Genomic DNA, 18,890 nt, shown 5'->3' with positions numbered 1-18,890 from the left:
CGGGCCCGCGCGGTCCGGGGGACGGCCCCGACCCGACGCACCGATGGCCGGGTGCGGCTTCGTGCCGCACCCGGCCAACGGGTTTTCTTCGGTGGTTGCGCCGGGGCCGCGGGCGCTGATGCGGGGCGCGGCCCCGGCGCGTCAGTGGGCCGCCCCCGAGAGGGCGGAACCGGCGCCGTCCAGGGCGGCGGCGTGCGCGTCCATGCGCTCGGCGGAGAGGATCGCGGCACCGGTGTCCGCGCGCGACGCGGCCACGACCAGGGCGCGCCCGGCGAGCGTGTGCGCGCGGCGGTGCAGCGACGCGACCCGGTCGGCGTCCGGCCGCTCCTGTGCGGGAGCGGTGGCGGAGCGGGCCGGCCGGGAGCCGTCGCGGAGCCGGGTGACGCGCTCGGTGAGCCGCTGCGCGGCCCGGTCCAGGGACGGATCCGGGGCGAGGGCCCGCAGCTCGTCGGTCACGGTCAGCAGCGCGGCCAGATGCCCGGCGAGCTGGATGTCCAGCTCCTCCTGGCGCGGCCGGCGGGGCAGCGGCGTCGGCTCTCCCATGGCGTGGACCGAATTGGAGCGGATCGGTTCGTACATGGATGGCCTCCTCATGTGAGGGGACCATCCTAGCTTGGATTCTGTCTAAAGTTGACTCTGTTCGCATCCGGAATGCCGGCGGGCCCGGTTCCGTCCCCGTGCCGGCGCCTCCGGCCCCCGTGCCGGCCCCGTACGGGCCGGTGCCGTCGGGCTCAGAACTGGCTGTAGCCGTCCAGGAACTCCCCGATCCGGGTGATGGCGTCCGCCAGATCCTCCTTGTATGGCAGGGTGACCAGCCGGAAGTGGTCCGGCTCGGGCCAGTTGAAGCCCGTACCCTGCACGATCATGATCTTCTCGGCGCGGAGCAGGTCCAGCACCATCTGCCGGTCGTCCTTGATCTTGTAGACCTCGGGATCCAGCCGCGGGAAGGCGTACAGCGCGCCCTTCGGCTTGACGCAGCTCACGCCCGGGATCCGCGTCAGCGCCTCGTACGCCGCGTCGCGCTGCTCCAGCAGCCGGCCGCCCGGCAGCACCAGTTCGTTGATCGACTGCCGGCCGCCGAGGGCGACCGCCACCGCGTGCTGCGCCGGGACATTGGCGCACAGCCGCATATTGGCGAGGATCGTCAGCCCCTCCATGTAGCTGGAGGCGTGCTCCTTCGGACCGCAGACCGCCAGCCAGCCGCTGCGGTAGCCCGCCACCCGGTACGCCTTGGACAGGCCGTTGAAGGTGAGGACGAGCAGGTCCGGGGCGAGAGCGGCGGTGGGGGTGTGGGTGGCGCCGTCGTAGAGGATCTTGTCGTAGATCTCGTCGGAGCAGACGATCAGGTTGTGGCGGCGGGCGATCTCGGCGATCCCGCGCACCAGTTCGTCGTCGTAGACGGCGCCGGTGGGGTTGTTCGGGTTGATGACGACGATCGCCTTGGTGCGGTCGGTCACCTTGCGTTCGATGTCGGCGAGGTCCGGCATCCAGTCGGACTGCTCGTCGCAGCGGTAGTGCACGGCCGTCCCGCCGGAGAGCGAGACGGCGGCCGTCCACAGCGGGTAGTCGGGGGAGGGGACCAGCACCTCGTCGCCGTCGTCGAGCAGCGCCTGCATCGACATCTGGATCAGCTCGGAGGCGCCGTTGCCGAGGTAGATGTCCTCGACGTCCAGCTCGATGCCCTTGGTCTGGTAGTGCTGCATCACCGCGCGCCGGGCCGTCAGCAGGCCCTTGGCGTCGCCGTAGCCGTGCGCGTCGCCCAGCGTCCGGAGCATGTCCTCCAGGATCTCGGGCGGGCACTCGAAGCCGAACGGCGCCGGGTTGCCGGTGTTGAGCTTGAGGATGCGGTGACCCGCGGCCTCCAGCCGCATGGCCTCCTCGAGAACCGGACCCCGGATCTCGTAGCAGACATTGGCGAGCTTCGTTGACTGGATCACCTGCATGTTCGCCACCATACGGCCGCCCGGGTGGGGCCGCTCGGTGTTTTCCGCCACGCGGGGGGCGCCCCGCCGGAGGACCCTGTGAGCTGCGCGTCGCCCGGTGGACGCGGACCGGGGGGAGCTGCCGGAGGGCCCGTCCGGCAGTCGTCTTCGATGCGGAAGCGGCCGCCGTCCGGCACATGCGGAACACCGGCCGGAAGAGTCCGCACGGCTTCGAAAGTGGAAGCGGAGGCCGACGGCCGGGGGGCCGGCGACGGCGGACGGGAGACGGGGCCGGGCGGGTGCGGAGCGGTGGGGGCGCCTGCGCGGAGGGCGATGTGAGCTCCGCCACGCCTGGTCGCGCGGGTGTTCGGCACGCGCCGGGGTGGGCGTTCGCACGCCCGTCCGTGCCGCACCGAACCTCACGGGGACGGCCGTCAGCGCCTCCGGCCGGGGCGCTCGGCCGCGGGACCGCGCCGTCAGAAGAAGGTGCGGACGAAGTCCGTGACGGTGCCGTCCTCCGTCACCACCGGGATCAGCTGCCACTTGTCGAAGACCGTGCAGGGATGCGACAGCCCCAGCCCCACCCAGTCGCCGACTTCCAGAGCCCGGCCCTCCTCCGCGACGTCCAGCCAGGCGTGCTGGTCGGACAGCGCGGTCACGGTGAGGCCGGTGGCGGGCCGCTCCGTCCCGTCCCGCTCGGACCGTACGAGCTGCGGTTCCGGCAGGTGCAGGTCGCAGGGGGCGTCCCGCTTGCCCGCGTTGAGGAACGCCTGGCCCGGCTCGGGGCGGGAGAGGACCTGCGCCCACAGCCGGAAGGCGGGCCGCAGCGCGCCCTCCTCCGGGATCCGGTTGAAGGGGGTGAGGCGGCGGTAGTGACCGTCGTCGTGCGAGACGTACGCGCCGGAGCGCAGCAGCCGGAGCACCGGCCGGGACAGGGTGGGAATCTCGCCGAAGACCTGCGCGACCGCGTCGAACCAGGCGCTGCCGCCCGCGCTGACGACGATCTCCTCGGTGTCCGCGAAGTGGCCGGCCGCGTCGAGCTCGCCGGCGAGGGCGACCAGCCGGCGCAGCCAGGCCGTGACCCGCTCGGTGTCCGCGCCGGGCACCTCGCCCTCGTACCCGGCGACGCCGGTCAGGCGGAGGGTGCGGGCGGCGGTGACGGCCGCGGCGACCGCCGCGCAGTCGTCGTCCGTGCGCGCCCCCGTACGCGCCCCCTGTCCGGCACCCAGTTCGATCACGACCTCGACGGGCCGGGTGGCACCGCAGGCGCTCAGGGCGGCGTCCATCAGTTCGACCCCGCGCACCGAGTCGGCGTAGACGACGCAGCGGAACTCCGGGTCGGCGTCGAGCTCCCCCGCGAGCCAGCGGAGGGCGGCCGGATCGACGAGCTGGTTGGCGAGGAAGATCCGGCGGACGCCGAACGCCCGGTAGACGCGGGCCTGGTGCGGTACGGCGGCGGTGATGCCCCAGGCGCCGTGCTCCAACTGGCGTTCGAAGAGGGCCGGGGCCATGGAGGTCTTGCCGTGCGGGGCGAGGGCCAGCCCGTGCCGGGCGGCGTAGCGGCCCATCAGGGCCAGATTGTGCTCCAGCGCCTCGGCGGAGAGGGCCAGGACCGGCGTGGTGAAGCCGCCGCCGAACAAGGAACGGCGCTGGTCGGCCAGTTCGCGGACGGTCAGGCCGGCGGCGTCCGGCGGCAGTCCCTTGAAACGGTGGTCGACCCGTTCCCCGGCCAGGCGGGCGGCGGCACGGTCGGTGGGGTGCTCGGCGGTCATCGGGCCTCCGCGGGCTGCGGTGCGGGTGGGACTCCCGGAATCCTCCCGCATCGGCGGGCGGCGGTGTGCGCCGCGGTGACGGATCCCGTGCCCGGCCGCGCGCCGAAAGGCCCCGGCACGGCGGACGCGCCCCCGGGTCCTTCCCCCGGGGGCGCGCCGTCGTCACCGGCTCAGCCGGAGGCGCAGTACTGGGCCTCCTTGCCGATGGAGCGGTACATGCAGTCCGCGTTCTCGATCAGCTGGAGCACCGCGTCCCGGTTCCGGCCGGTCTCCCGCTCGATCACCTCGTCGGGCGGGTAGAAGCCGCCGCCGGAGGCCGAGGACGGATACATCTCGTAGGTGTACGAGAAGATCTTCTGGTCGCCCCACATCCAGTCGTTGACGCTGCCGTCGGTGATGTAGAGATCGCTCGACTGCTGCGGGGTGTAGCCGTTGCTCGCGGCCATCTTCCGGCCGATGGCGGCGAAGGCGTCGCGGTCGTCCCGGGTCATGCCGCCCGCGGTGTCGGAGTAGGTGTAGCCGTACGGCCAGAGCACCAGCTCGCTGTAGGTGTGGAAGTCGATGCCGGCCTTGATCTGCTGCTTGCCGCCGACGACCCTGCTCCGGACGAAGTCGGTGACGGTCTTCACCTCGGGGGCGGACTCGGCCGAGGGGCCCCGGTAGGTGTCCGAGGAGGTGCTGCCGGAGGAGCCGCCGCAGCAGCCCCACTGGTAGGGCCAGTTGCGGTTGATGTCGGTGCCGACGGCCGAGGAGCCGGCGTTGGGCTGCCGGTTCTTGCGCCACGAGCGGTAGGAGCCGGTGGCGATGTCGTACTCGCCGCCGTCCGGGTTGAGGTCCGGCAGGATCCAGATCTCGCGGTCGTTCACGGCCTTGGTGACGCGCGCGTCGGTGCCGTAGTCCTCGCCCAGTTCGCGCAGGAGGTAGAGCGCCATCTCGACGGTGAGGTGCTCGCGGGCGTGCTGGTGGTGGGTGAAGAGGACCTCGGGCTCGTCCTCGTCCGTCCTCACGTTGTCGCTGATCTTGACGGCGACGATGTCGCGGCCCTCGTGGGACGTGCCGATCACCCGCTTGCTCATGATGTCCGGGTGGGCGGCGACACGGGAGTTGATCTCCGCCGTGGCCTCGGCGTAGTTGTGGTACTTCGCGTCGGCCGGCGGGAAGTCCGCCGCGCGGAGGCTCTGTTCGCCCGCCCGCCGGGACGGGGGAGCGGGCAGCGGTTCCAGCGTGTAGCCGAGGGCGCGGAGCTCGCGGGCCTGCCCGGAGTCCGCGGAGACGACGACGGAGTGGTCGCGCACCTCGTCGACGGAGGCGCCGGTGGCGAGCAGGCGGGTGCGCTGGGCCGCGGTGGCGGGGCCCGCGACCTCGTACTGACGGGGGGTCTCTTCGGCGGACGCGACGCTGGTGAGCGCGTCCGCACGGTCGGTGGGGGGAGTCGTGCCGGCCTGGGTCAGGGGAACGGCCAGCGCGAGTGTCAGAAGAGCGGCGAGGGCGGTGACCCGTTGGCCGCGTGATGGCAGTCGCATGCTGCGTCATGCTGGGGCCTTGGCATGGGCGGGTCAATGGTGCCGCGCCGACCGGAAGAGGCCACGCCGGTTCCGGCCGTGCGGTCTCGCCCGGACGGCCGGACGATCTCGCACAGACGGCCGAGAGCCCGGCGCCGGCGGGCCCGCGTTCCGCGGCTCTCAGCCCGCGCGCCGTGCGCCCCGCCGCACGCCGTACAGCACCGCGCCCGCCGCCAGCACGGCGGCGCCCGTGACCACCGACGGCAGCGGCAGCGTGACGGCGAGCAGCAGACAGCCCGCCAGCCCGACGACCGGGACGGCGCGCGGCGGCCGGCCCTCCTCCCGGCTCAGCGTCCGGGCGGAGGCGTTGGCGATCGCGTAGTAGACGAGCACCCCGAACGAGGAGAAGCCGATCGCCCCGCGCAGATCCGCCGTCGCCGCCAGCACGGCGACCACCGCGCCGACCGCCAGTTCGGCCCGGTGCGGCACCCGGAACCGCGGGTGGACGGCGGCCAGGACCGACGGCAGATGCCCGTCCCGGGCCATGGCCAGCGTCGTCCGGGACACACCGAGCACCAGCGCGAGCAGCGACCCCAGCGCCGCGACGGCCGCGCCGGCGCGCACCACTGGCGCCAGCTCCGGCACGCCCGCCGCCCGTACGGCCTCGGCGAGCGGCGCGCCGGCGTCCGCCAGCCCGTCGGGGCCGAGTACCGCGAGCACCGCGACGGCCACGGCCGCGTACACGGCGAGCGTGATGCCGAGCGCCAGCGGGATCGCACGCGGGATGGTGCGCGCCGGATCGCGCACCTCCTCGCCGAGCGTGGCGATCCGCGCGTATCCGGCGAAGGCGAAGAACAGCAGCCCCGCCGCGCCCAGCACCCCGGCCGGCGAGGCGTCGCCGCCGAGCGCCAGCCGCGCTCCGTCGGCCTCCGGCGAGGTCAGCCCGGCCGTCACCACGGCCGCCAGCACGGCGAGCACCACCGCGACGATCGCCCGGGTCAGCCAGGCCGACTTCTGGACCCCCCGGTAGTTCACGGCCGTCAGCGCCACCACGGCCGCCACCGCCACCTCCCGGTCGTGCCCCGGCCACGCGTACGCGCCCACGGTCAGGGCCATCGCCGCGCAGGACGCCGTCTTGCCCGCCACGAACGCCCAGCCGGCCAGATGGCCCCAGAACGGTCCGAGCCGCTCCCGCCCGTAGACGTACGTGCCGCCCGACTCCGGGTAGCGGGCCGCGAGCCGCGCGGAGGACGTGGCGTTGCAGTACGCGACGACCGCCGCGACCGCCAGCGCCGGCAGCAGCCCCGAGCCGGCCGCCGCGGCGGCGGGCGCGAGCGCGGCGAAGATGCCCGCGCCCACCATGGCGCCCAGACCGATCACGACGGCGTCGAAGAGCCCGAGCCGCCGCCGCAGGGCCGGGGCCTCGTCCGGAGAGGTGCTGTTCATGGCCGGGACCCTAGCGGGCGCGGGTTACGGCCCGCCGACGGGCACGAGGCGCACCGGCGGGGGCCCGGGCGCGGGGGCGCGCGGGGGGCGGTCGGGGACGGGCCGGGGAGCGGGGCCGGCGCGGGAGTGGAGCGGACGCCCGCGGGGAATGGCACTTCTTGTGCGCCCGCGCCCCGGCCGGTCTCCCGCGCCGGCCGGCAGCGGTGACGGCAACGACAGCGGTGGCAGCAGTGCAGCGGCGACGGCGACGGCGACGGCAGTGACAGCACAACGGCATGGACAGCAACAGCAGTGACGGCAGCGGCGGTAGGGACGCGGAGGCGGGCCAGTGACACGTACGGACGAGGCGGGGGAGAGCGCCGGGCCCGTCACCGGACGGCCGCGCAGGTCGAGTTGGCGGTACATCGGCCCCGGCATCGTCGTCGCCGCGACGGGCGTCGGCGCCGGTGACCTCGTCGCCACGCTGATCGCGGGCAGCCGGTTCGGCTACACCCTGCTGTGGGCCGCCGTCATCGGATGCGTCGTCAAGATCTCCCTCGCCGAGGCCGCCGGACGCTGGCATCTGGCCACCGGGCAGACCCTGTTCGAGGGCTGGCGCAGCCTCGGCTCGTGGACCACCGTCTACTTCGCCGGCTATGTCGTCATCTGGGGCTTCGTCTACGGCGCGACCGCCATGTCCTCCAGCGCCCTGCCGCTCGCCGCGCTCTTCCCGGACTTCCTCGGTCTCAAGAGCTGGGCGGTGATCACCGGTCTGATCGGCCTGGTGTTCGTCTGGTTCAACCACTACGCCGTCTTCGAGAAGACCATGACCGTGCTCGTCGGCGTGATGTTCGTGGTGGTCGTGTACGTGGCGCTGCGGGTCGGCCCGGACGTCCCCGCGGCCGTCGCCGGACTGGTGCCCGTGCTGCCGGACGGCTCGCTGCTCTACACCCTCGGCCTGATCGGCGGCGTCGGCGGCACCATCACCATGGCCGCGTACGGGTACTGGGTCAACGCCAAGGGCTGGACCGGCCCCGGCTGGATGAAGGTGATGCGGCTCGACAACCGCGTCGCCTATGTGACGACCGGCGTCTTCGTGATCGCGATGCTGATCACCGGCGCGGAGCTGCTGCATTCCGCCAACATCGCGCTGGCGAGCGGCGACAAGGGCCTGCTCGCCCTGGGCGAGGTGCTGGAGGCACGCTTCGGCGCCACCACCGCCAAGCTCTTCCTGATCGGCTTCTTCGCCGCCTCCTTCTCCTCGCTCATCGGCGTCTGGCACGGCGTCAGCCTGCTGTTCACCGACTTTGTGGAGCGCATCCGCCGCGACCGTGCTGCCGACCGTGCGGCCGGCCGCGCGGCGGCGCCCGCGCCCGTCCCCGAGCCCGCCGCACCGGCGGACGACACGGCTGCCGCGGGCACGACCGCCGCCGCCGGCACGACCGCCGGCACGGGCGTCACCGGGAAGCCCGACCCCGCCGTCACCGGACTCGCCACCGGAGCGGCGGAGCAGTCGCTGCCCTTCCGGGCCTATCTGCTCTGGCTGACCTTCCCGCCCATCAGCCTGCTCTTCCTCGACCGGCCGTTCGGACTGGTGATCGTCTACGGCGTCCTGGGCGCCTTCTTCATGCCGTTCCTCGCCCTGACGCTGGTGTGGCTGCTCAACTCCGGCCGCACCCCGCGCGAGTGGCGCAACGGCCCGCTCAGCAACGTCATGCTGACCGCCGCGGGGCTGCTCTTCGTCGTGCTCTGCGTCCAGCAGGTCCGGGAACTCCCCTGGTGAGCGGGGGCCGGGCGAGGGGCCCGACGGTTCGTCCACAGAAGAGGCGGAAGATGCCCCCGTGTCAGTTGAAGATCGAATTCCCCGATACCGGCGAACTGTTCTCCAATGCAGACGACACGGATAAAGTGCTGTGACAGTAGCGAAGCAGTTGCGCTGCGCAGTGTTGGTCCACGGCGTCCGCAGCCCGGCCGCCGGAGTGAACGGGGAAACCTGACGTGCACACCGCGATAGCAGTCACCGCCCCCGACCTCGTTCTCCCGGCCCTCGACCGGCAGACGCCGCCCGCCACCGTCCTCGCGCCGGAGATACCGCTGGAGGACGCGCTCGCCCGGACCTACGGACTGATCGAGAGCCACGGCTATCTGATCGTCCTCTACCCGTCCTCGGTGCCCGGTGCCGTCCACCGCCGGCTGCACGGCGTGCGCTCCATCCTGGAGAGCGACCGGATCGCCCTGCTCCGCCTGGAGTTACCCCCGCTGGCCGTGGCCGTCGTCGCCCACCAGCTGCGCCGTCTCTCGCTCTGCGACTTCAGCCCCGGCATCCTCGGCTCGGCCGTCCGGCTGCTCACCCACTACGTCCACGCCGGCGCGCTGCTCTCCTCCGTCTCCCGTCTCGACCATGTGCCCGTGGGCCTTCGGGAGCACGCCACGTCCTGGGTTCCCGGCAGCCAGTTCGCCGTCCTCGCGAGCCCCGAGCCGCGGCTCACACGCGCCACCCCCGGCGGCACGGTCCCCGGCGGCCCCCAGTACGGCACCGAACTGGTGGTCGCCCGCGGCCAGTCCCCATCCGACTGGGTGTTCAGCACCCTCGTCCCCGCCTGGCGCGTGCACAGCGTGCGGGAGGCCACCCTGCCCGCCGACTCCGCCCGCTGGTGGGGCAGCGGCCGGCTCGTCGAGTTCGCCGCGGCCATCCCCGATCTGTCGATCCTCTACCAGCTCGTCGCCTCGGTCCGCACCACCGAGTGCCGCTGGTGCGGTCTCGAACTCATCGGCGACCGCTGCGCGTTCTGCTGCTCCCCGGTGGCCGCCGGGAGCGCGGCCCTCACCTCCGGCGCCGCCACCTAGCCGGCCGCCCCGGACCCACCCGCCCCGTGCCCGCCCCGCTCCAGTCCCCGTCCGCCCCGGACACGTCCCTGAACGAGGTTCTACGCCGATGAACTCACGTCAGCGCCGCGGAGTGATCCTGCTCCTGCTCTCCGTCCTCTGCGCGGCCGGTGCCTTCGTCGGAGTCCTGATGGTGATAGGCGACGTACGGTCCAAGGTCGGCCCGGAGACCACGGCCTACGAGGTCAGGTCCGACATACAGCCCTACGAGGAGCTGTCCGCGGCCAAGTTCGACGAGATCACCATGCCGGAGCGCTGGCTCCCGGAGACCGCGGTCACCGATCTGCGCGACCTCACCGGCAAGATCGCGCTCACTCCGCTCCGCAAGGGCTCGCTGCTCCAGCGCGACATGATCGTCGAACGCCCGGCGCTGGAGGAGGGCGAACAGGAGATCGCCATCATGATCGACGCCGCCACCGGGGTGGCCGGCAAGATCCGCCCCGGCGCCCGGGTCAACATCTACGCCACCTTCGACGGCCGGGACGGGGACGCCGAGCCGCAGTCCAAGGTGATCGTCGAGGGTGCCGAGGTCCTCGACGTCGGCGAACTCACCCCCTTCGACCGCGACGACGACGCCCGGCGGCGCGGGCAGACCACCGAGGCCGTGCCGATCACCTTCGCCCTCGGCACCCTCGACGCCCAGCGGGTCGCCTACGCCGAGTCCTTCGCCTCCCACGTCCGGCTCGCCCTCGTCGCACCCGGCGGTACCGAGCCCATTCGCCCGCGCGACCGCACGTACACCCTCGACGGGGACAAGTGAGGCACGGATGACCACGAGAATCCTCCCCGCGGCGGGCGACCCCGAGGCCGCCCGCTCCCTCACCACCCTGCTCAGCCAGCTCCCCGACGCCGAACCGGCGCCGCCCGTCCCCGATTCCACCACCCTCCTCGACACCCTCGCGCGGCTCGCGGGGGAGTCGGTCGGGGAACTCCCCGAGGTCGTCGTCGTCCATGAACGGATCGGGCCGGTGCCCGCGCTCGACCTCATCCGGGAGACCGTGCTCCGCTTCCCGGCGGTCGGGGTGGTGCTCGTCTCGGCCGACGCCGGGCCGCAGCTCTTCCAGGCCGCCATGGACGCGGGCGCCCGGGGGCTCGTCGCGCTGCCGCTGAACTACGAGGAGCTGTCCGCCCGGGTGCAGGGCGCCGCCCAGTGGGCCGCCGGGGTCCGGCGCCATCTCGGGGCCGGTCCGGAGACGCCCGGCGGGCCCGGCGGCACCGTCGTCAGCGTCACCGGGGCCAAGGGCGGTGTCGGGACGACCGTCACGGCCGTGCAGCTGGCGCTGGCCGCCCGCGCCTCCGGGCGGTCCACCGCGCTGGTCGACATGGACCTCCAGTCCGGCGACATCGCCTCCTACCTCGATGTGCAGTTCCGGCGCTCGGTGGTGGACCTGGCGCAGATCAACGACATCTCGCCGCGCGTCCTCCAGGACGCGGTCTGCGACCACGCGACCGGTCTGGGGCTGCTGCTCGCCCCGGCGGACGGCGAACGGGGCGAGGAGGTCACCGACCGGGCGGCCCGGCAGATCGTCAGCTCGCTGCGGACCCGCTACGAGGTCGTCGTCATCGACTGCGGCACCCAGATGAACGGGGCCAACGCGGCCGCCGTCGAGATGTCCGACACCGCGCTGATGGTGACCACCCCGGACGTGGTCGCGGTCCGGGCCGCCAAACGCCTGGTACGGCTCTGGGACCGGCTCCAGATCCGCAAGGCGGAGGAGACCCTGACGCTTGTCAACCGGCATACGCGCGCCACCGAGATCCAGCCGCCGCTGGTCGAACGGATCACCGGCACACGGGCCGCCCGGACCGCCGTGCCGGCCGGCTTCAAGGAACTCCAGCCGGCCGTGGACGCCGGGCGCCTCCAGGACCTCGACGACCGGTCCTCCGTCAAGCAGGCGCTGTGGGCCCTCGCCGCCGAACTCGGCCTGGCGGGCGATGCCGCGGGCGGCGGGGGACGCCCCGGCCGGGGCGCGCGGGGGCGGGCGGTCGAGAAGTACGGCGACCGCGGCGCGCTGAGCCTGCGGCGCCGGCGGGGCGGGCCGAAGGGCGGCCGGGGCGGTCGGGGCGGCTGGGGCAGCCGGGGCGGCCGGGGCGGCGACAGCGGGCAGGTCGCGGTGGAGTTCCTCGGCATGGTGCCGCTGCTCGCCGTGGTGCTGATCCTGTGCTGGCAGTGCGCGCTGCTCGGCTACACCTACTCACTCGCGGGCCACGCGGCCGACCAGGGAGCGCGCACCGCCACCGCCGCCCAGAGCGCGGGGGCGTGCGAGACGGCCGCGGTGGAGGACCTGCCGGGGGCGTGGCGGAGCGGGGCCTCCGTGAGCTGTGCGCGCGAGGGCGGGCTGTGGAAGGCCGATGTCGGGCTGGAGGTGCCGGTGCTCTTCCCGGGCGCGGTGGCCTTCCCGGTCACCGTGAACGGCAGCGCCGGCGCGGCGGAGGAGGGCAGGCCATGACGACGGCGGTGGACAGCGCGGCGGTGAACGGCACGACAGTGAACCGTACGGCGGTGAACGGCACGGCGGCGAACGCGGGCGCGGGACGGGCCCGGACCGCCCGCGGCGCCGCACGCGAACGCGGCCAGGTGGCCGTGGAGTTCATCGGCTTCGTCCCCATCCTGCTGCTGGTGGCGTTCGCCGCGATCCAGCTCGGCGTGGTCGCCCACACGGTCTCCCAGGCCGGCACGGCCGCCCGGGCCGCCGCCCGCACCGCCTCCTACGAGGAGGCCGACGCCGACCCGTCGGCGGCCGGACGGGCCGCGGTCAGCAGCTGGCTCGCCGACGGCACCAGCATCGGCATCGGCGGCGGCGACGAGGAGGCCATCGCCACCGCCACCGTCACCATCCCCTCGCTCATCCCCGGGGTGGGCGACTTCGGCACCGTCACCAAGAGGGCCACCATGCCCCGCGACTGACCGCCCGCACGGCGCCCCGGAGCGCCCCGACGGCCGCGGCACCGCACGGACCAGCACGGCACGGACCAGCACGGCACGGACGACGAGGAGCACACATGAGCCTGAGGGCGCGCGTCACCTCACCCGAGGACAACGGCGGCACCCGCGAGGACGGGCACCTCGTCGCCGTCTACCGCGCCAAGCTGCTGGAGGAGATCGACCTCGCCGAGATGTCCGCGCTGGCCGCCGCCGAGCGCCGGGCCCGCCTCGAACGCGTCCTCGGGCACATCATCAGCCGGGAAGGCCCGGTCCTCTCCACCTCCGAACGCGCCCAGCTCATCCGGCGCGTGGTGGACGAGGCCCTCGGCCTCGGCGTGCTCGAACCGCTGCTCGAAGACCCGTCCGTGACCGAGATCATGGTCAACGGCCCCGACCAGGTCTACGTCGAACGCGCCGGCCGGGTCGAACGGGTGCCCGTGCGCTTCGCCTCGCACGAGCAGCTGATGCAGACCATCGAACGCATCGTCTCCACCGTCAACCGCCGCGTGGACGAGGCCAATCCGATGGTCGACGCCCGCCTCCCCTCCGGCGAGCGCGTCAACGTCATCATCCCGCCGCTCTCCCTCAGCGGCGCCACCCTCACCATCCGCCGCTTCCCGCGCGCCTACCGGCTCGAGGAGCTGATCGGCCTCGGCACCCTCGACGAACGGATGGTGATGCTCCTCTCCGGCCTGGTCCGGGCCAAGTTCAACGTGATCGTCTCCGGCGCCACCGGCTCCGGGAAGACCACCCTCCTCAACGCCCTCTCCGGCCTCATCCCGGAGGGCGAACGCATCATCACCGTCGAGGACGCGGCCGAACTCCAGCTCCAGCAGTCCCACGTCATCCGGCTGGAGACCCGCCCGCCCAACGTCGAGGGCAAGGGCCGGATCACCATCCGCGACCTGGTGCGCAACTCCCTCCGCATGCGCCCGGACCGGATCATCGTCGGCGAGGTCCGCGGCGGCGAGACCCTCGACATGCTCCAGGCCATGTCCACCGGCCACGACGGCTCCCTGGCCACCGTGCACGCCAACAGCGCCGAGGACGCCCTGATGCGGCTGCAGACCCTGGCCTCCATGTCCGAGGTGAAGATCCCCTACGAGGCGCTGCGGGACCAGATCAACAGCGCGGTCGACTGCATCGTCCAGCTCTCCCGGCACGCCGACGGCAGCCGCAAGGTCGGCGAGATCGTCCTGCTCTCCTCGCACGGCCGGGAGACGTACCGGATCGCCACCGTCGCGCGCTTCGAGCCCCGGCCCGTGGGCGCCGACCGGGTGGTGCGCGGCACCTTCGGCTACTTCCCGCTGCCCCGCCGCGTCGCGGACCGGCTCCATCTGGCGGGCGAGCCGGTGCCGCCCGGCTACGGGATCGCCGCCTCCGAGGACCAGCTCACGATCCGGGAGGCGAGCTGACCGCCATGGACCTGGAGGCCAACCTTCCGCTGCTGACGCTCGGCACCGCCCTGCTGTGCTGCGTGCTGGGCGTCGCCGGTGTGCACGCCTACGCGGCCGGCCGGGCGCAGCGCCGGGACCTCATCGACCGGCTCACCTCGCCGGGCAAGCCGCCCGCGGGCGGCGGCCGGGAGCGCCGCTTCCGCACCGTCGACCGGAAGCTGCGGCGGACCCGCTTCGGCAACCGGCTGGAACGGCGGCTGGCGGCCACCGGACTGGACGTCACCCCCGGCGAGTTCTTCGTCTGCGTGGCCGGCGGGATCGCCGCCCTCTGGCTGATCGCGGCCTCCCTGCTCGCCGCCTTCTTCGGCCCCGTGGCGGGCCTCATCGGCCTCTGGGCCGCCCGCGCCTTCCTCAGCTGGCAGAGCGCCCGGCGGAACGAGAAGTTCATCAATCAACTGCCGGAACTCGCGCGGGTCCTGGCCAACGCCACCCAGGCCGGACTGGCCCTCCGCACCGCACTCGCCATGGCCGCCGAGGAACTGGAGGCACCGGCCGGGGAGGAACTCGCGCGGGTCGCCGACAAGCTGGGCGTCGGACACTCGATCGACGACGCGCTCGGGGAACTGGCCGAACGGCTGCCCTCCCGGGAGCTCTCCGTCCTCGTCACCACCCTGATCCTCTCCAACCGGGCCGGCGGCACCGTCGTCGCCTCACTGCGCAATCTGACCAAGACCCTGGAGGAACGGAAGGAGACCCGGCGCGAGGTCCGCACCCAGCTCTCCCAGATCACCGTCACCGCCTACGCCGTCCCGGCCTTCGGCCTCGGTGCGCTGCTGCTGCTGGACCGCGTGATGCCGGGGGCGCTGGAACGGATGACCGACTCCTTCTACGGGCAGGCCGCGGTGATCGTCAGCCTGGGCCTGTACGCGCTGGGGTTCGTGCTGATCCGCCGCATGTCCAAGATCGACGTCTGAGGACCGTGACGACCATGACGGAGACCCCGGCCGCGGCCCCCGCCCCGGAACCGCGAGAGGAGGACGACCACCGATGACCGCTCTGCTGCTCGCCTCCGTCGCCGCCCTGAGCGCCGCCGGCATCGGCTACGGCATCGCGCTCTACCGCCGCGAGGCCGAGCTGCCCGGCGACCTCAAGGTGGCCCTGGAGGTGGGCGCCACCCGCACCACCGCCGTCGGCTCCGCCGTCGACCGGCTCGGTATGCGTTACGCGCCCCTGGTGCTGCGCATGATGGGGCCCCGGCGCGCCGGCGCGGTGCGCCGCCGGATCGACCGGGCCGGCAACCCCGGCGGCCTCACCCTCGACCGCTACGCCGCGCGCCGCGCCGTCTACGGCTTCCTCGGCTTCGCCGGGGCGCTGGCGATGCTGCTGCGCGGCCAGTTCGTCATCGCGGCGCTGCTCGTCCTCTTCGGCCTCTTCTGGGTCGAGGCCGGCATCTGGGCCGCGGTCCAGCAGCGCAAGGCCGACATCGAACGGACGCTCCCCGACTTCCTCGACGTCCTCGCCGTCGTCGTGAGCGCCGGACTCGGCTTCCGGCAGGCGCTCGAACGGGTCTCCGAGAAATACCGGGGCCCCTGGTCGGACGAACTGCGGATCGCGCTGCGCCGGATGGACATGGGCGTCAGCCGGCGCGAGGCGTTCGACGAACTGCGCCGCCGCAACGACAGCGACCAGGTCGCCATGTTCGTCACCGCGCTGCAGCAGGGCGAGGATCTGGGCGCGCCCATCGTCGACACGCTCATCCAGATCGCCGACGACATGCGCCGCACCGACGCCCAGAACGCCCGCCGCCGCGCCGCCCGGGCCGTCCCCAAGGCCACGCTCGCCGTCACCACGTTCATGCTCCCGGGGACGCTCATCCTGCTGGTGGCGGGCTTCGTCTTCGGCTCGGGGGTCGACTTCGGAGCCATCACGGGCTGACCGGCGGGGGAGAGAAGGACGCGGAGAGAAGGACGGGGAGAGAAGGACGGGGGAGGAGGAGGTGAAAGCGATGGGACGGGAACGGACCGCGACGGGGACGCGCGCGGCGGGACCCCTGCCGGCGGCCGGTACGGCGCCGGCAGAGCCCGGTACGGCGGCGGCGCCCCGTACGGCGGGACCGGCAGGCACGGGCGGTGCACCCGGTACGGGCGGTGCACCCGGTACGGCGCGGCGTGCGCCGGAGGTCGCGGGGCCGCCGGGCCCGGAGGGAGCCGTCCGGCCGTCACGCTCCGGGGACCCCGGGCCGGCGACCCGGTCCGCGCCGCCGGGCACGGGCGCCGGTGCGGGCACGCGCACGGGTGCGGGCACCGGCGCGGCCGCCGGGCGGGCCGCGGAGCCCGTGCCGGGGGAGGACGGGGACGCGACGACGGCCCATGTCCCCGTGGCCGACGACGAACAAGGCCTCCGTCTCCAGCTCAACGCCCTCCAGGCACTGGCCCGTCATGTGTTCGGTTTCCGCCTCGCCATGATCGCTCTCGGCACCCCCTTCGCCCTCCACCGCACCGCACCCGGCCCCGCGACCTGGCTCATCGGCTCGGCCGTCGTGTGCACCTTCATGGGCTCGTACGTTCTCTTCCGCGACTGGGAGCGCTTCGGCCCGCTGCTGCTCCGGCACCCCGCGCTGCTGGGCATCGATCTGCTGTTCGGCGCACTGCTGCTCCTGACCGCGACCCCCGTGTCCACCCTCGGCTACGTCACCGTCTGCACCCCGCTGCTGGCCGGACTCTGCTACGGCTGGCGCGGCGCCGGTGTCTTCGCCGGACTCCAGATCCTCGTCCTCGCGGCCGCGTACGGCGCCAACCCCTCTCTGGGCGGCGGACTGGCCTCACGCCTGGTCCTCCCCGGTTTCTGCGTCATCGCCGGTGCCGCCGGAGTGGTCCTGCGGAATCTACTACTCCGCTTCGGTGCGGCGGGCCGTGCCCTCGCCGAGACCCGGGCCCGGCTGGCCGCCGCGGAGGCCGTCTGCGGTGAACGGGCCCGCCTGGCACGGGAGATGCACGACTCGGTCGCCAAGACCCTGCACGGCCTGGCCCTGGCGGCGGAGGGCCTGGCCGCCTCGGTGGACCGTACGGACCCGGGGACCGTGCGGGAGCGCGCGGAACTGGTGGCCCACGCCGCCCGGTGCGCTGCCGCCGAGTCCCGCGAACTCCTGTCCGATCTGCGCCGTGCCCCGGACGGCGCGGACCCGGACCGGGACCCGGGGGAGTCCGGCGGCGTCTCCCTCGGCCGGGAACTGGCCGCCCGTACCGCCGACTGGTCCCGGAGCACCGGCATCCCGGCCGACGTCCGGGTGGCGGACGGAGCCCCGCTGCCCGCCCTGCCGCCCGCCGTAACCCGGGAATTGCTGAGGATCACGGCCGAGGCCCTGGAGAACGCGGGGCGCCACGCGCACGCGGAACGGGTCACGGTGGAGGCGGGCATCACGGAGAGCCCCGCCCCCCGGAACCCGGGGCCCGGCGGCGGACGAACCGTCCGCACCCTCCACATCGGGGTCCTCGACGACGGCTGCGGCCTGTGTCCCGGTACCGACCTGGAAACCCTCTGCCGCGACGGCCACTTCGGGCTGCTGGGCATGGCCGAGCGGGCGGCCGGCATCGGCGCGCGGCTCCGTATCGGCAGCGGACCCCGGGGGACCGGCACGGAAGTCCGGCTCGAACTCCCGCTGGAAGCGGTGCCGGTACCGCCCACCGGGCCGCCACCACCCGCCCCCGGCCGCGCCGCCGGGCGCCTCCCCGTCCCCGTTCCCGTCTCCCCCTCCGTCCCCGTCCCCGTCCCCGTCCCGGAGCGTCCCGCCGCCGAGCCGGGCCCGCTGCTGGACGGCGTCCCCGAACAGCCGCCGGGCCGAGGAGGCCCGGTATCCCCGAACACCGAGAGGAGGCCCGGCCATGCCGGAAGACCACCCAACCGTGAACTCGCCGGTCCCTGACCGCCCCGCGGCACTGCTGAGGATCGTCGTCGCCGACGACAACCCGGTGGTACGGGCCGGACTGGCCGCCCTGCTCGACGGCCGGGACGACATCCGGGTCGTCGCCCAGGCGGCGGACGGCGACCAGGCCCTGCGCGCCGCCCGCGAACACCGCCCGGACGTGGTGCTGCTGGACGTCCGGATGCCGGGGGCCGACGGCATCGACGCGCTGCCGCATCTCGTGCCGGTCGCGCCGGTGCTGATGCTCACCTACAGCCGGGAGAGCGAAACCGTCCGCGAGTGCCTGCGGCTGGGCGCGGGCGGCTATCTCGTCCACGGTGAGTTCACCGCCGACGGACTGGTCGCCGCCGTACGGGACATCCGCGCCGGCCACTCCCCGATGACCACGACCGCCGTGAACGCCCTGGTGGCCCATCTGCGCCGGGAACCCGCCCCCGGCCGCCGGGAACCGGCCCCCGACCCGGCACCCGGCAGCGGGTCCGGGCGGAGCCGGCGCACGGCGGCCGGACGCCTCCGCGCGCAGGGCCGGGCGGCGGCCTCCCGCAACCGCATGGACCCCTCCAGCGGCAAACACAAAGCCGATGCTTCTGCACACTTGAATCCGTCCTCATTTCACCCATACTCCCTACAAAGCCGAAGCAGAGCCTTGACGGAATCGGCCGAACGTCAACAACCCTCTTCGCAAGCGCAACTATTTATGGGACAGTCGTTGGTCGGGCGACCCCAACGGCGGGCACCACGGGACGAGTTCGGACTGAGCCACCGGGAGGCGGAAGTGATGGACCTGATCGCTTCGGGCCTCAGCAACCGCGACATCGCGGCCACCTGTTTCATCAGCGAGAAGACCGTCAAGAACCACATCAACCGGATCTTCGCGAAACTCTCCTCGACCAGCCGCTCCGAAGCCATACTGACCTGGCTCGGCAGAGGACGACGGGAACGGGGACCGGCCGGGGGCGGCCATGGCTGAACGGGGGACACGGACGATGCCCATTCCGCACCGGGACCGCCGGCACCCGCGCACGCGCTTCACGCGGTTACGGTCCCTTCCCGCCGCGGGCTCGAACCCCGCGCTCTGGGCCCGCATGTGGGCCCACGGGCCCTCGCCCGGCCCCGGCACGGCGCCGTACGGTCCGGC

Annotated in this window: 15 protein-coding genes; 10 read left to right on the top strand and 5 right to left on the bottom strand. The window is 73.8% G+C overall.

The genetic code is table 11. From position 1 onward, the window contains the following. Nucleotides 1-141: 141 nt before the first annotated feature. The 5 genes from LIX60_RS11105 to LIX60_RS11085 all read right to left on the bottom strand — a co-directional run bounded on the left by LIX60_RS11105 (nucleotide 142) and on the right by LIX60_RS11085 (nucleotide 6,642). On the bottom strand, nucleotides 142-579 hold the full coding sequence (locus tag LIX60_RS11105) for a hypothetical protein (RefSeq protein ID WP_227958291.1): 438 nt from the start codon (nucleotides 577-579) through the stop codon (nucleotides 142-144). Between the two features lie 152 nt (nucleotides 580-731). Continuing rightward, nucleotides 732-1,943 carry a pyridoxal phosphate-dependent aminotransferase gene (locus LIX60_RS11100; RefSeq protein WP_227958290.1) on the bottom strand — a complete coding sequence of 404 codons (1,212 nt, stop codon included), beginning with the start codon at nucleotides 1,941-1,943 and terminating at the stop codon, nucleotides 732-734. Nucleotides 1,944-2,398: 455 nt separating this feature from the next. After that, on the bottom strand, nucleotides 2,399-3,694 hold the full coding sequence (locus LIX60_RS11095) for an amino acid deaminase (protein ID WP_227958289.1): 1,296 nt from the start codon (nucleotides 3,692-3,694) through the stop codon (nucleotides 2,399-2,401). 170 nt (nucleotides 3,695-3,864) lie between these two features. After that, the gene (locus tag LIX60_RS11090) at nucleotides 3,865-5,217 is read right to left on the bottom strand and encodes a M14 family metallopeptidase (RefSeq protein WP_265584835.1); all 1,353 of its coding nucleotides are present in this window, start codon (nucleotides 5,215-5,217) and stop codon (nucleotides 3,865-3,867) included. 159 nt (nucleotides 5,218-5,376) lie between these two features. Then, nucleotides 5,377-6,642, bottom strand: coding sequence for an APC family permease (locus LIX60_RS11085; protein ID WP_227958288.1), 1,266 nt, complete (start codon nucleotides 6,640-6,642; stop codon nucleotides 5,377-5,379). 328 nt (nucleotides 6,643-6,970) lie between these two features. Here LIX60_RS11085 and LIX60_RS11080 point away from each other — a divergent pair, with 328 nt between their 5' ends. The 10 genes from LIX60_RS11080 to LIX60_RS11035 all read left to right on the top strand — a co-directional run bounded on the left by LIX60_RS11080 (nucleotide 6,971) and on the right by LIX60_RS11035 (nucleotide 18,722). Further along, a complete protein-coding gene (locus LIX60_RS11080; protein ID WP_227958287.1) occupies nucleotides 6,971-8,404 on the top strand; it encodes an Nramp family divalent metal transporter in 1,434 nt (477 codons plus the stop codon). Nucleotides 8,405-8,619: 215 nt separating this feature from the next. Continuing rightward, nucleotides 8,620-9,468 (top strand): hypothetical protein, encoded by an 849-nt coding sequence (locus LIX60_RS11075; RefSeq protein WP_227958286.1) that lies wholly within the window; start codon nucleotides 8,620-8,622, stop codon nucleotides 9,466-9,468. Between the two features lie 88 nt (nucleotides 9,469-9,556). Further along, complete coding sequence (cpaB, locus tag LIX60_RS11070; protein ID WP_227958285.1) at nucleotides 9,557-10,267, top strand: Flp pilus assembly protein CpaB; 711 nt, start codon at nucleotides 9,557-9,559, stop codon at nucleotides 10,265-10,267. A gap of 7 nt (nucleotides 10,268-10,274) precedes the next feature. Continuing rightward, the gene (locus tag LIX60_RS11065) at nucleotides 10,275-11,957 is read left to right on the top strand and encodes an AAA family ATPase (protein ID WP_227958284.1); all 1,683 of its coding nucleotides are present in this window, start codon (nucleotides 10,275-10,277) and stop codon (nucleotides 11,955-11,957) included. Then, entirely contained in the window at nucleotides 11,954-12,415 is a 462-nt protein-coding gene (locus tag LIX60_RS11060) for a TadE/TadG family type IV pilus assembly protein (protein WP_227958283.1), read from the top strand. Before LIX60_RS11065 ends, LIX60_RS11060 begins: the two co-directional genes overlap by 4 nt. Nucleotides 12,416-12,510: 95 nt before the next feature. Continuing rightward, nucleotides 12,511-13,848 carry a CpaF family protein gene (locus LIX60_RS11055; protein WP_227958282.1) on the top strand — a complete coding sequence of 446 codons (1,338 nt, stop codon included), beginning with the start codon at nucleotides 12,511-12,513 and terminating at the stop codon, nucleotides 13,846-13,848. A gap of 5 nt (nucleotides 13,849-13,853) precedes the next feature. Then, nucleotides 13,854-14,804 (top strand): type II secretion system F family protein, encoded by a 951-nt coding sequence (locus tag LIX60_RS11050; RefSeq protein WP_227958281.1) that lies wholly within the window; start codon nucleotides 13,854-13,856, stop codon nucleotides 14,802-14,804. Nucleotides 14,805-14,877: 73 nt separating this feature from the next. Further along, a complete protein-coding gene (locus tag LIX60_RS11045) occupies nucleotides 14,878-15,765 on the top strand; it encodes a DUF5936 domain-containing protein (protein ID WP_227958280.1) in 888 nt (295 codons plus the stop codon). A 70-nt stretch (nucleotides 15,766-15,835) separates the two neighbouring features. After that, nucleotides 15,836-17,752: a sensor histidine kinase gene (locus tag LIX60_RS11040; protein WP_227958279.1), complete on the top strand. Its 1,917-nt coding sequence runs from the start codon at nucleotides 15,836-15,838 to the stop codon at nucleotides 17,750-17,752. Continuing rightward, complete coding sequence (locus tag LIX60_RS11035) at nucleotides 17,733-18,722, top strand: response regulator (RefSeq protein WP_374117841.1); 990 nt, start codon at nucleotides 17,733-17,735, stop codon at nucleotides 18,720-18,722. The genes LIX60_RS11040 and LIX60_RS11035 overlap by 20 nt, the downstream gene beginning before the upstream one ends. The last annotated feature ends 168 nt before the right edge of the window (nucleotides 18,723-18,890 follow it).

Origin of the sequence: Streptomyces sp. S07_1.15, from assembly GCF_020739505.1 — a bacterium.
Taxonomy (GTDB): domain Bacteria; phylum Actinomycetota; class Actinomycetes; order Streptomycetales; family Streptomycetaceae; genus Streptomyces; species Streptomyces xinghaiensis.
The sequence above is the reverse complement of the archived record's forward strand: the minus strand, read 5'-3'. Positions and strand labels throughout refer to the sequence as shown.

Excerpts from the sequence above, each read along its gene's own strand:
- LIX60_RS11095 (WP_227958289.1), bottom strand. The coding sequence starts at position 3,694 with ATGACCGCCGAGCACCCCACCGACCGTGCCGCCGCCCGCCTGGCCGGG.
- LIX60_RS11090 (WP_265584835.1), bottom strand. The coding sequence starts at position 5,217 with ATGCGACTGCCATCACGCGGCCAACGGGTCACCGCCCTCGCCGCTCTT.
- cpaB (WP_227958285.1), top strand. The coding sequence starts at position 9,557 with ATGAACTCACGTCAGCGCCGCGGAGTGATCCTGCTCCTGCTCTCCGTC.
- LIX60_RS11100 (WP_227958290.1), bottom strand. The coding sequence starts at position 1,943 with ATGCAGGTGATCCAGTCAACGAAGCTCGCCAATGTCTGCTACGAGATC.
- LIX60_RS11065 (WP_227958284.1), top strand. The coding sequence starts at position 10,275 with ATGACCACGAGAATCCTCCCCGCGGCGGGCGACCCCGAGGCCGCCCGC.
- LIX60_RS11040 (WP_227958279.1), top strand. The coding sequence starts at position 15,836 with ATGGGACGGGAACGGACCGCGACGGGGACGCGCGCGGCGGGACCCCTG.
- LIX60_RS11060 (WP_227958283.1), top strand. The coding sequence starts at position 11,954 with ATGACGACGGCGGTGGACAGCGCGGCGGTGAACGGCACGACAGTGAAC.
- LIX60_RS11105 (WP_227958291.1), bottom strand. The coding sequence starts at position 579 with ATGTACGAACCGATCCGCTCCAATTCGGTCCACGCCATGGGAGAGCCG.
- LIX60_RS11045 (WP_227958280.1), top strand. The coding sequence starts at position 14,878 with ATGACCGCTCTGCTGCTCGCCTCCGTCGCCGCCCTGAGCGCCGCCGGC.
- LIX60_RS11050 (WP_227958281.1), top strand. The coding sequence starts at position 13,854 with ATGGACCTGGAGGCCAACCTTCCGCTGCTGACGCTCGGCACCGCCCTG.
- LIX60_RS11055 (WP_227958282.1), top strand. The coding sequence starts at position 12,511 with ATGAGCCTGAGGGCGCGCGTCACCTCACCCGAGGACAACGGCGGCACC.
- LIX60_RS11085 (WP_227958288.1), bottom strand. The coding sequence starts at position 6,642 with ATGAACAGCACCTCTCCGGACGAGGCCCCGGCCCTGCGGCGGCGGCTC.